The organism is Vibrio sp. 10N.286.51.E5, from assembly GCF_041469125.1.
GTDB classification, from domain to species: Bacteria; Pseudomonadota; Gammaproteobacteria; order Enterobacterales; family Vibrionaceae; genus Vibrio; species Vibrio crassostreae_C.
This window is the reverse complement of record NZ_JBFRJZ010000008.1, coordinates 1,188-13,465: the sequence shown is the minus strand read 5'-3', so window position 1 is coordinate 13,465 and position 12,278 is coordinate 1,188. Positions and strand designations below refer to the sequence as shown.

Sequence of the window (12,278 nt, the reverse complement as noted above, 5' to 3'; positions counted from 1 at the left end):
CACACACCTCTTTGGTGTTTTTTGTGTACCTGCGATATCACCTACCCGTGAGGAACTATCCATGAAATTAAGCACTTTGTTCACCATACTATTTGGTTTAACGACGGTTTATTTCTGTATTCACCCTGTTCTTGTCGTTCGTAGCACAGACTTCCCTTCTGCATTCCATAATGTGGTCGAATTCTGTGAAACATGGCGTCATGTTTTGTTGATCACCCTACTCTCTTGGGCTTTGGCAGGCATAACACTTTGGCTAACATTTACGATTCACAAACACAGAGTTTAACCCCCTGTTAGAACCTGGTACTTCCACCAGCACTTAACAAACCTCATTGTCCAGCAATGACAACGAACCTCATCCAATCGGATGAAACTTCCCGGTCAATCGTTCCCCTTCAGGCATTTATGTCTCGTTGAATGCGCTTATAACCGGCTTGTAACCCCTTGTGATGTGCTCACCCAGCGCTTCGCAGATTCATTACCTACCCTATATCGAGGATAAGACTATGACTAACTCAAACAACTCAGTTCAAATCAAAATTAATGAAAACAATTTTCTTTCGAACCTTGGTGCGATTTTTTCCAATACCGGAAAAGTGATCAATGAATTGATTCAAAACGCTTCCCGCGCCAATGCTACAACCATATCGTTTACCACATCAGTCGAAAATGGCCGTGCCTGCTTAACGATTCTGGACGATGGTTCGGGTATCGCAGACATGCAAAAGCTTCTTTCTATCGCGGAGTCAGGCTGGTCAAGCGATGTAGACAAATGTAATCCATACGGAATGGGATTTTTAAGCACTCTCTTCGCGTGCGAACACATCAAAATCCAAAGTCAGCATCAAATGCTTTCATCAAGTACTGAAGCCATCCTTTCGGGTGAATCTATCGTGATAGAAGACAGCTTGCGAGGGAACGGTACATTGATTGAACTGGAAGGTATTTCCGACGCTTTATTTGGCTATTTAACTTCTAGCAAATATGACCGTGAGGTTGATCGAATTGGTGAAGGCTATGACATTGACGTCGTTCTAAATGGAGTTCTGATGTTTAAAAATCACTCAAGAACGACTTTAGAAAGTTCGACCCAATACATCGAGCACAAATTCGAATACGGGAGTATCTATTTTGACACTAAACACAACGGTTTATCTTGGCTGGCATACCTGCAAGGCGCACTGATTTCTAGCACCAATGCGGTCACCAGTTCAAACCAGTTAAACCCTCATCATATCGTTCACTTGAACGACGATGTAAAAGCAAGAATGCCTGATCGAGCTGAATTGTTAGATGCAGAAACTGTCAAGCAATCAATTCGAACGAGTGTTCAAACCCTGATGATGCAGTTCCTCCAAAAAGAACTGAAACGTCTTGGCCAGTCGTTTGCGTTCGACCGTTTACTATGGAGAAAAGCCGTGAACTATGCCCCTCAAGTTCTCAACAACGTTGACTATTTAACGAAGTCTGAGATTGGGGATACCAAAAGTTACGAGCTCGGACTCGCTGGATATGATGGCGTAGAACATAGCCAACTTGAACAGCCGATTTCTCGCGCTGAAGTGGAATCATCTTTACTCTTTGCCCTCCCAGAGCATGAAAGTGAAGAAGATACCATCAACATCAACTACCTGAAGCACTTAAGAAATGTGTTGTTTGTCAACGTGTGCGGCCTGCATGCAGACCACTGGATCCACAAGTGTGAAATCCGCGAAGTGAGTGAACTCGATGTCAGTATCGAATTGGTTAACCCTACTTCGACGGCCAAACTCAATGGCATGTATTCAATACCTGTCGTTATGTGCGACCAATACACGCTGAAAGGAGAATATGGTCAGGTAGTCATAGAAACGGATGCCGTAGTTGTGTCTGGTGATGAATTTGATTATGGAACGTTAGTTATTCCAGAAAGAGAACATTTATCAACCGCACTAGGAATCTATGCCAACTACGAAGATGAATGGGGATGTTTTAGTGAAAGTGACAAAGACCGCGACAATTATCTGCTTGAGAAATTGTACAACAAACTCAGAGCGTCAAGCCCTGAAGTGTTGATTCAAAAAATGCTTGATGAAGCATTCAGGGACTCTGGTATGAAGCGCAACCTCAACAACCTCACGTTCACTGTTTCGTTTTCAGGCACTGACATTGTAGTTACCGAAACTAAGTAACCACACTAACCCGCCAACCTACCTGTCTTTGTACGGTAGAACACCAAGTATGGAGTTACTATGAACTCATTTACTGACTCCCTCATCGACCATTCTCATGAATTGGGTCGGGGATATGGTCCTTACGCTCAAGTCGATATGTTACACAATATCCTTGAGTTAATTGGCCCAACTTTGGATAAAGTTAAATTGCAGGAACTCATTAACAGTGTAGGGTTTATTGAAGCCCTAGACTTAAAGAGTGAAGAAGATAAGGCATTTGTATTAGGGCAGTTACAAGACGCTCTTAATCAATAACTTATCGTTATCGAAAGCTCCCATCATGATGGGAGCTTTTTTTTGGTTCGACAATAGACCGCAGGGAAAGTCAGTATCGTGTTATAGCAAGGGCTTTTATTACATGGCTGCTTGACCACCAGCATCAAGAGATAATTATGCCACTGAGTTTATAGTAGGACGCGTCCTACTACCCAAAAACCGCCCTAACCAAACAAAGTTTTGCTGAACTCTTCTAATTGAGCAATCTGCTCAGGCGTTGCATTGTTCAGTTCAATTTTCGACTTTGTTTTACTCACGACTTGGAATGATACCGATACCTTCCCATTCTTTGCCCACGATTGAGGTTCCTTATTAATGCCCCCCAATTTAGGAGAAACAGGACTCCAATCTTTCAACCGTGCAATAAGCTCTTTGTTCACTTCCTCTGCATTCATGGCTTCGAATTCTGAGCGGTTTTCGTCAATCCATTTCGTGAAGGCACTTTGCTTATCTTCACTCTCTGAAACCGTGCCGATCAATTTACGAAGGAACTTGGCATCTCGGCTACTAAAGGCATAGTTTGAAAACAGGCTCTTCAGACTGTCAGGCATCGAGTAGATAGCGAGGGAGAGTGAGATGTCTGATTTTTCGTATAGACGTTCTTTCTCTAATTTGTACGCCGACCAATCATTCACTTCCATCAAACGAGAATAGAGCTTGCCCTTTTCGTAGTAATTGAAAGACGTTTTGATGTCAGACGACGCCACCAGCCAGGTAATGGTTTCAGGTGTTGGGATTTGATCTAATATTTCAAAGTCCAGCCCCACTTTTTTATCCATGGCAATATCAGTACGACATGAGCCATCCACGACATAGATCAGGCCATCTTCACCTTGGTAAGCAAGTACAGGTGAAATTTGCATACCGAACTCGATTTCATCACTCATCTTGTTGAGTTGAATCGTATTGCGGCTCGACTGTTCACGAACGTTGTCCACGTCAATCCTAACCAAAGTCATAATCTCATCGTATGACAAGGTACGTTGGATAGCACGGTAGCTTGTACCATCAATGGACTTAATCTCACGACCTGTTTGTGCAAAGTCCAGCTTCTTAGTCTCAGTTAAAAACTCTTGGAGACTAATGCCGCCCTCCTTTAGTGAAGCTTCAATGGAAGCCAACTTCCCCTGTGCTAAGGTCATAGTGGTTTCGCGCTCATTACCACCCATGAAGGCTTGGGGCTTGCGTTGTGAGCTCGACACACTCTCCACTTCAGGTTCAGTGATTGAAGGTGATTCTTGTGCGGCCTTAGCAGCGTTAGCAGCAGCGATTTTCTTTAGACGGTTATTGGCCATGATTATTGATCCTCACCTTTGTCCTGTTGTTTCCAAACGTCCGTTATCAGCTTATGAATGTCGGCCACGACTTCTTTACAGTTCGCCTGTGCCGCTTCTAACGCTTTGCCTTTCTTACTGTCCATTGACCTAGAGAATTCGAAAACACTGCTATGCTCAGACGCACAACGTTTTACAGCTTCACTGTGTTTCATTTTGGTCGACAACACTGCATCACCAAACTGACTGACTAGAGCATTGAAAATGTCCAGTTCCGAGTCACTGCCCTTCCAATTGGAAATGACAATCTTCGCAAAATCGTAGCCTTGATGACCTTTAGCAATGAAGTTACCAATGATGCTATCCAGATATTGAAAGTAGGCGCAGGTCGCATCGGTATCATTATGTTCCGCCTTACACGGAATCAACACGCTAGTCGCAGCGAAGTAGCTGTTCAACGTAGCAAAGCCCAATGAAGGCGGCGTATCAATCAGGATAATGTCAAACTCACCGTCGAGAGCATCTAAGATGTTTTTCAAACGGGTTGTAGGGTCAACATTCTGTCCCGCTAATTGGTTACTGGCACTCAAAGATTCCGAGTCTCTATCGGACTGAGACGCAGGGATAATTTTCAGATTGGGGATGAGCGTATCTGAAACGGCGTTACGAACCTCGTCCTGAAACGTGTCTGTATTTGGATCAAGTGCCATCAAGTCGCCAATGCTGGTGCGAGCGTCTGAAATATACTTAGCACCATTTCGCTCAATGTGTTTGGTTTCGTGTTTATGCACTGGAGGGTAGAAACTCGTCAGAGTTGACTGACCATCCATATCAATAAGACAGATCTTGTAACCAACATGATAGTTAATCGACAAACCTGTCGCTATTGCATTGGCCAGTGACGTTTTAGATACCCCGCCCTTTTGGTTTTGAACGGCAATAATCTGCGTCTTTTGTTTCGCTGTTCTTTGGAATGGTTTGTGTCTTTTCTTAAGAACGGTGGTATTCGGCATGTTATCGCGGATCAAGTACAGCTCTTCAAGAGTCAGGTAGTACTGAATACCAACCTCAGCATAGCGTTTAGGATCGATACCTAACGCTTTCGTTAAATCGGTCAATACCTTTTGAGAACATTCGAGGTACTTCAATGCCTCAGCTTGTGTGAAAGAACGAGGTTGCTTTTCATTTGTTTCGCGGCGCAATTCCAAGAATTTAGCACCTCCGTCCCCAAGTTCGTCAACTAATTCAAGCGTCTTGAGCTGTTTCTCTGTCATTGTTCCCATAGCAATATCCACCAGTGGCCTGTTTGAAAGCTAGTATGAACCAATATTAAAGGTAAGAAAAGATATAATAAGTCAATTTTGGATAAATTCATTGAAATTCGACTTACGATACAGTTTTGAACTAATGATGTACTTTTCTGCAAAAGATAGGGGAACGATAGAGGAAAAAACAAAACACAACAAAAACAACAACTTAAAATAGTAGGACGCGTCCTACTATTGTACTTATCGGCCATGTTGTGCAATTCATAAACGGACGTGAGTAAGGAGTAATGGGTTTGAAGCCACCACTAACATACGAAAAGTCAGCTCTGCGATACATAAACGCGGGAACTGACTGAATGTTAGGCTTCAATGTATGAGAAAGAAATTTTGTTGTAGTAGTGACCAAACAGGTGTGATGAGAATGTGGAAATGCCAACAAGATGAAAGCAAACCAGAATGAAGCTAGTCACACTAAACAATCAAAATCTCTTACTATTCTGTCATGATGACAGATTGGAACACGGGTAAAATGCCGGAAATATACTCTACGACACTTGCTCCATTAGGTATTCAAAAGCGGTTTCTACCTGTGCTTCTGTCATCGAATCAAATTCAAAGCGTTCCATCGATTCAATTAACTGACTGGGTACAGGTTGTGTGTCGTGATCAGAGTGAGTGCTCGGCACTTTAGTTGTATTCATGTATCTATCACCTTCTTGTCTTTGATGAGTAGATACTAAATCAACAAAACACCCCCTCCCCCCATATTGGCGTTAGGTAAGCATAAACAGGGGCCGAGAATAGAAAACGGGGGGAGATTGGCTTTGAGGTGCAGCACCGAATATTAAATTTTCGTCTCTAGCTGGCTTGAAGAGGACTCTTCATCGAGACAACTAGAGTGGAATTGATAGCTAAAGACTTTCACTAATTCTTGCTCACGAAAACTCGCCACAACAGCAATTTGGTAACCCATCGTAAAGAAGTCGTCATAAGAATAAGGGATCTGTGTTAATCGCTCACCGGTATCAGTAAAGCCAAGTACCCATGTATTGGTGCTTGAATCGAAATCAATGATGGTCAGTAGAATTGAGCGTCTTGCATCGAATCGATACACAGAATTGGTGGCCATGGAAAAGGCAAACCCAAATTCATCGTCCATAGTAGGTTCAGCCGGGACACGAGCATCAGCAAACAGCTTACAGGCAGATAGCTGACTAAGGAGAGCTTCAGAACTGCCTTCTACTTTATTGAAGAAACCAGATATCGCTCCGAGGAAAGTATACCCGCGTTTATTCGCCATCTTTGCAAGACCAGGTAAATCAGATTGAGCTTCACTGTCAATCAGAATCGCAATTTCTGTCTTCACCACCGTTTTTCGCCATATCGGTACTAACGACATCCAATGGCTCATAGGAAGACCGGTATACCCTTGTTCAGTTTTCAACGTTGCAAAATATCCAGAATCCACAGGGTAAATTGTCAGAACAGCAAGGGTAAAATTACTTGTGCCAGAAGTAGGAAAAAAACTGCAATCTGAATTGAAACATGTCGTCGAGTCAACGGAGAGGATGTCGTTATCTATCCAAGACATTGACGCCTCGGGAACTCGAAAACGGACCAGAACATCTCTTTCACGCACTGCCTTATATTCCTTGGGAAGACCTAACATAGACATATGTGGCAAGTTAATGTCATCAGGATGTGTTCGCAAACTCTTCACGACTTGCTGGTGGATATACACATCGGCCTGCTCTTGAGTACACTCAACTTCTTTGACAGAGCCGGTATCGCTGCGCTTAGTTTTGTAGATCAGTTTTTTGGAGCGACCACTCACTACAGAATGAGTGAGGAATACATTCTTCTTCCCTTGCGTGATGATATTCGCAGTAGGCAGTCGCTCAGGTTCGTTGTAAGTTTCAGTGTTCGTCATTAGTACCCCCACCCGCCCATAAAGCCATCAGAACCAAGAGTGGTTGGCGATGGGTTATCAGTTGACGGTTGTTCTGTTGCATCTTGAACCGGAGGAATAAATTCCATTTTTGGTCCATCAGTGGAACCTGCACGCTTAATCAAATCAGCAGCAGACTCACCTGTGTGTGTAACTACCTTCGAAGTACACACAGTATTGGTGTTCTTGATTGGCTGTCCAAAGGTGTTAACAGGAACGTTGTTTTGGTTTGAACTTAATAATTGCTTCTCTTTCTTTCCACGAGCGATCTCGTGGTCCATGGTGGATTTCATGTTCGTCCACATATTATCTTCTACGCTAATGAGCGTTTTAATACGACTGCGGTAATGAGGCTTATCGAAACCGAGTTGATTGAACAACAAGCGCATCATTCTACGAATTGCAGATTTCTTACGCATCTGACCAACAAATGCAGTATTCCAAACCGACTGGTTAGAACTGAAACTCATAGCCGCCATAAGCTCGATCTCATCCAACTCTTCACGGGATAGTGCTTCACAATAAACATGCCCTCCCAGTGTCTCCCCAACAGCATAAGCACATAGTAAGTCCCCACTTGCATAGGCACCTTGAGAAGTATGCTCAGGCAGTGAACGAGAGCCATGATAGACAAATTGGTCATTGCTAAAAACTTGATCCGCTGTAACTTGCGCCATTTCACCTGACTCGAACGCTAAGTGAATCAGTCCGTGGTATGTCGGCATAAATTCCAACACGAAGAAATTCGATACATAATCGTGACGATACAAAAAGGTGCCGTGATTCAAGCCTTCCTCAACAGACAAACCAATGGTCGCTTGGTTCAGTATGCTCCAATACACTGAGTTCGCATCCATATTAGAGGTAATCGACTCACCAAAGCTTTCCAGAATGTATGCCACATATTCCAGCTCTAAGTCTGTATCAAGACCCGATTGGTTCTCAGCAACGATAGTCGAAAAATGAGGACGTGCAGCCTCGACTGCTTGTAATACTAGTGATTGATTAGTCATGATAGCGCCCTCCAATTAACGGCAGTACTTCGGAATAGTGATAGAAGTGATTCCTGATAGATTCACGCGTTTTGTCCATACGCCTGTAGAAAGGCAAGTCGCCAATGTATGTAGCCCATCTTTGAACTTAATCATCGATTCTTCCTTTCTTTGTAAGTCATAGACTTCACATAAATCAGCATCGACATACTCAATGCATGCAAACAAGAAGGCACCCAAGTTCACCTCAAGCAAGCTTGCTACGTAGGTATAGAACGCTTCTTGAATGTGATATCCCAAGTTACCCGCTTGCTTGGCAAACGCATCAGGGTCCGTACTCGCAGTTGTTTTTACATCAACGGCAATACAGTCGAAGCGTAGCCAGTCAAAGCGACACTTGAGCCACAAGCCAGTTTCTGGGCAGCGAGCGATAAAGGAGATCTCTGGTAACCCATCTTGAATCAATGCATCTGCATCAACATTATCTCGACATGTTTCGTGTACGCGGTGTGCATCGTCCCAGACAATGGCATCAATCGCTTTTTTACCTTTATGGATAGCCTTATTGTTGTGCTCTTCTAAAACCGTATCCCAAAATTGCAGGGTCGGTTCTACTGCCAATAACTCTTTCATCAAACGCTCTTTATTGGCGCTTTTTGGCACATTAGGGATGTTAAGCTTCTCAACAAGCGCTTGCATTTCTGCGACCGTTCTAAGGGCATTTGGGTAATCAGCTGGCACAATATCGCGGTAATAGCGGTCATAGAACCCATGAGGCTCTAGGACCAACTCATGACCATAAGTGCCTGCATCAAAGGTGCGTTGCAGCGACTTCGACACGGTTCTACCACGGTCAATATCGCTTATGTATTTTCTGTAAAAGTGGGCAGGGGATTTCTTTACAAGCAGTTTCAACTGAGATGATGAATACGCGGGTAGGGCATGGTAAACCTCGTTCTCCATACCAATGTAAATCCCCTCGATGAGCTCACCTTTTTCATCGAGCCAGCTCGGGGACCCATCTTTGTTGTATGCCTTAAGCACATCACAAGTACTACCATCAAATTTGAATGGAGTAACCGAATCTCTTAGCGAGCTAATCATTTCAGTAATCATAATATGCCTTCTTAAACTTGTTTGTGATGTTATGAATATACATCACGAAATCCATTTTTTAGTAGTAATCTCCCCCCACTTTGAAAATTAGCGAATTCTCCTTGAGCCCTTATATATCAATGTCTTTGAAAGAAATCCTAACTGTCTAAACCAGTCAAAAATCGGTGTATAACCAATGATGACAGAATCAAAAATGGACATCGAATATGCTAGGTATGAACTATGTAATTCCATACGCCAAACACAGAACAAATACTGGCAGTGGCGCAGGTGTGCCGTTGATATTGAAATCGAAAGGGCTCGCAAATGGTGAAGGACTTTATGGTGATTGCTTTAACTTGCCGATAAAGCAAGGCGGGGTGTGGTTGAAAGAAGCCGAAATGGAATCAATGCTCACGAGCACGCTGGTGGAGCTCGGTAAGATACCGAAGAAATTTATAATCACCCGGTTGAACTTAGGACCAAAGGCTGTTCCTGATGAGTTGTTTCTCAATATCTTTGCGAGACATCCTCTGCCCTCAAATGTGAAGCTCAATGGTGTTTGGGCAAGAACGCTTATCCCCGAGTCGCCGTTTGTACTTTCTGTTATCGACCTGCGTGGCCAGAAGTGTGAATTATCCGTGACGGAAAAAGTCAGCCTGCTGCTGGGCAATGTATCCGGAGAAGTCGCGATACTGTCAGACTCCCCTTATACGACCTTTCCAAAGTGCCAATATCAAGCCAAGATGCTGAACGCGGATTATGACAATGATGGCCGTGTAGCTGGGCGGCTATTGAATTTTGAACAGCTACAGCTTTCTAATGCGGCTGCGCTTTTGATCGATGAATCTACGAAACCAGAAAGACTTCAACAAGTTCTCCATTGGTGTGAGTTGTATCAAATAAAGGTCCGAAAGATAGACGCACGGCACGGTCAACAATAAATATTGCCAATTAACGCCCGAAAATTGGCTCTTTAATTGAAAACATCGTTTGAGGGAAACGTTACCTTATTACCGTCTATACGTTTATTGGTAACTCTATGATCCACTTCCTAACTATTGCTGCCGCCATTTGGGTACTTAAGTATCTGATGGAGCGCTTCCAAAAGAGCAGAGTACTCGTGTTTATCACGGGAATAGTTGGTGTACCTTTACATGAACTCGGACATTACCTGATGTGCAAATTGGTTGGGTTTAAGGTAACCGAAGTGAAACTGTTTCAAATGCCGACTCAAGATAATCCCGTGCTCGGCTACGTAAATTACGAATACCCAATGACCATCTCCGGTTCAATTCGAAAAGTAATAGTCAGTATTGGCCCAATTTTCACAGGCATCGTCGCACTGTATTTCCTCTCACCACAAGTGACACCGTATCTTTTTAATAACAACACAATTGACCTAACGTTGTTCATGAATAAAGCAGGGTGGCAACAGTGGTTTCTCATCTGGGTTTTATCTTCAGTAACACTGCACATGCTTCCATCTCTCACTGACATCAAAATCGCAATGGCTGGCTCACTGTGGATTGGGGTGTTTACTTATGTCGGCTTAATCTACGCAGCTTCACACACCACAACCGTTCTAAGCAGCGTCAATATCTATCTGGAAGAAATGGCAGGTTTGATGAGTGTTGGGGCAATCATCGCAACGGTCCCAGTCGCTATAACGCTACTTCAATTTATTTTCTCAACGATGAGTTCGCGTATGTATAACAAAAGCGTTAATTCATTAAAAAGAGACTAGACCAATGAAAATGACTCAAAAGAAAACATTAGCTGCGTTCATGATTTCAATCATGGCAGTCGGTTGTGCATCTAACGACATGACCAAATTGGAAGTAGAAAAGGCGAAGCATGACGCAACGGTTGACCGTGTGGATGAGACACTGAGTAACATTCCATCTTGGTACATGAAACCACCGAAGTCTAACGGTGAAGGCTTTTTTGCAGCCGGAACAGGAATGAGTTCTGACTTAGACATGGCGGTAACCAAAGCGAAGATTAACGCTGAGTTCGAATTGGCCAAGAAATATCGCCAAATCGTATCGGGCAGTGAACGTGCGTACACATCAGAAACAACCAATTCAGCAACAACGGAAAGCAAAGTCGTATCGTTGACCAAAAAGACAATTGATAAGCTGGTGGCGAACGCACAGCTCTCTGACTATGACGTAACGGATACAGAAATTATCCGTGAAGATACTCAGTACCGCGTCTACTTATTGTCATTCATGCCATACGATTCGAACAATGATGGCAATGATGACTTATTCCGTGACGTTCGAGCAGCAAGCGACATTGCCTTTAAAGACTTAGAGCGTCGTGTAGATAAGGCAACAAACGGCAACGCTGTTGAGTAGGGTGGTGCCGTGTGAAGGCTATCAATCATCAAATAACAACAGCAAGCGCCTATTACATCTGCATGAATACCATGCAAGACACATTCTATTGGATGTCATTTGCAGGTATGGGTTTCGCGATGTTAGGAGCATTACTGCCTGACATTGACACCAGACATAGCAGGGTAGGGCGCATTGTTCCGTTTTTGAGTATACCGATTGAAGGCATTCTCGGGCATCGAGGGGCGCTACATAGTTTACTTGCCGCGTTCGGGCTTTTGTTCTTATGTGCGACGTATGAGTTTCCTTGGGCATACTCGCTGACATTTGGCTATATAGGTCACCTGGTGGGGGATGCTTGTACCAAATCAGGCGTCAATTTCTTTTGGCCGATCACAACTCGGTATCGAGTGCCGCTGACGCCAGCAAGTAACGGCTTCTTTGAGGCTGTTACGACTGTTAGTTTTTTTTGTTTAGCGATGTACATCGGAGTACAAAATTAAAGTGGTGAAGATTCGATCAATTTCAATTTGGTTGACCTAATAGTCAAGGCGAACAGTCATATCAATTTCATTTTGGTTGACCTTGCAGTCAAGGCGAACAGTCATAGATGGTTGAGCCACAAAAGAACAACTGGTAAACACAAAACTGTTGAACACATGCTTCTATCTAACTGAAAAGAAAGGGGGAGACGCTTATGTCGGTATAGATCTCAGAGTTAAGTTGTGTACGATTCATATCTGTATCAAATGAAGACTTCGTATAGTCACGCTGTACAGTCATATTAATTTCAAATCGAGACACCATATAGTCACGCCGTGCAGTCATGTCACTTTCAAAAACTGACACGGTATAGTCACGCCGTGCAGT

The 12,278-nt window shown here is 43.5% G+C and carries 14 protein-coding genes; 7 read left to right on the top strand and 7 right to left on the bottom strand.

Annotated features, from left to right (window positions below):
• Positions 1 to 61 precede the first annotated feature (61 nt).
• The 3 genes from AB4161_RS01895 (at position 62) to AB4161_RS01885 (ending at position 2,468) form a co-directional block, all read left to right on the top strand.
• Positions 62 to 286: a hypothetical protein gene (locus tag AB4161_RS01895; protein WP_133150982.1), complete on the top strand. Its 225-nt coding sequence runs from the start codon at positions 62 to 64 to the stop codon at positions 284 to 286.
• A gap of 220 nt (positions 287 to 506) precedes the next feature.
• Positions 507 to 2,171: an ATP-binding protein gene (locus AB4161_RS01890; RefSeq protein WP_162299031.1), complete on the top strand. Its 1,665-nt coding sequence runs from the start codon at positions 507 to 509 to the stop codon at positions 2,169 to 2,171.
• Positions 2,172 to 2,231: 60 nt separating this feature from the next.
• A complete protein-coding gene (locus AB4161_RS01885; protein WP_086714996.1) occupies positions 2,232 to 2,468 on the top strand; it encodes a hypothetical protein in 237 nt (78 codons plus the stop codon).
• Between the two features lie 185 nt (positions 2,469 to 2,653).
• On the opposite strand, the gene AB4161_RS01880 is transcribed toward AB4161_RS01885, so the two are convergent.
• From AB4161_RS01880 to AB4161_RS01855, 6 genes are all read right to left on the bottom strand, one after another.
• On the bottom strand, positions 2,654 to 3,784 hold the full coding sequence (locus AB4161_RS01880) for a hypothetical protein (protein ID WP_136987026.1): 1,131 nt from the start codon (positions 3,782 to 3,784) through the stop codon (positions 2,654 to 2,656).
• Between the two features lie 2 nt (positions 3,785 to 3,786).
• Entirely contained in the window at positions 3,787 to 5,046 is a 1,260-nt protein-coding gene (locus AB4161_RS01875) for a ParA family protein (RefSeq protein ID WP_154724031.1), read from the bottom strand.
• Between the two features lie 530 nt (positions 5,047 to 5,576).
• Entirely contained in the window at positions 5,577 to 5,732 is a 156-nt protein-coding gene (locus tag AB4161_RS01870; RefSeq protein WP_154724030.1) for a hypothetical protein, read from the bottom strand.
• Between the two features lie 143 nt (positions 5,733 to 5,875).
• Positions 5,876 to 6,961: a hypothetical protein gene (locus tag AB4161_RS01865; protein WP_154724029.1), complete on the bottom strand. Its 1,086-nt coding sequence runs from the start codon at positions 6,959 to 6,961 to the stop codon at positions 5,876 to 5,878.
• A complete protein-coding gene (locus tag AB4161_RS01860; RefSeq protein WP_372082664.1) occupies positions 6,961 to 7,992 on the bottom strand; it encodes a recombinase RecT in 1,032 nt (343 codons plus the stop codon). The genes AB4161_RS01865 and AB4161_RS01860 overlap by 1 nt, the downstream gene beginning before the upstream one ends.
• 15 nt (positions 7,993 to 8,007) lie before the next feature.
• On the bottom strand, positions 8,008 to 9,087 hold the full coding sequence (locus AB4161_RS01855) for a PD-(D/E)XK nuclease-like domain-containing protein (protein WP_136987028.1): 1,080 nt from the start codon (positions 9,085 to 9,087) through the stop codon (positions 8,008 to 8,010).
• A 206-nt stretch (positions 9,088 to 9,293) separates the two neighbouring features.
• On the opposite strand from AB4161_RS01855, the gene AB4161_RS01850 reads away from it, so the two are divergent.
• From AB4161_RS01850 to AB4161_RS01835, 4 genes are all read left to right on the top strand, one after another.
• A complete protein-coding gene (locus AB4161_RS01850) occupies positions 9,294 to 10,010 on the top strand; it encodes a hypothetical protein (protein ID WP_136987029.1) in 717 nt (238 codons plus the stop codon).
• Positions 10,011 to 10,108: 98 nt separating this feature from the next.
• Positions 10,109 to 10,813 carry a hypothetical protein gene (locus tag AB4161_RS01845; protein WP_102423357.1) on the top strand — a complete coding sequence of 235 codons (705 nt, stop codon included), beginning with the start codon at positions 10,109 to 10,111 and terminating at the stop codon, positions 10,811 to 10,813.
• A 4-nt stretch (positions 10,814 to 10,817) separates the two neighbouring features.
• Positions 10,818 to 11,429: a hypothetical protein gene (locus tag AB4161_RS01840; RefSeq protein WP_154724027.1), complete on the top strand. Its 612-nt coding sequence runs from the start codon at positions 10,818 to 10,820 to the stop codon at positions 11,427 to 11,429.
• Between the two features lie 11 nt (positions 11,430 to 11,440).
• Complete coding sequence (locus AB4161_RS01835) at positions 11,441 to 11,911, top strand: metal-dependent hydrolase (RefSeq protein WP_154724026.1); 471 nt, start codon at positions 11,441 to 11,443, stop codon at positions 11,909 to 11,911.
• A 166-nt stretch (positions 11,912 to 12,077) separates the two neighbouring features.
• Here the strand turns inward: AB4161_RS01835 and AB4161_RS01830 are convergent.
• On the bottom strand, positions 12,078 to 12,278 hold a 201-nt coding region (locus AB4161_RS01830), incomplete at its 5' end, for a hypothetical protein (protein WP_235618375.1).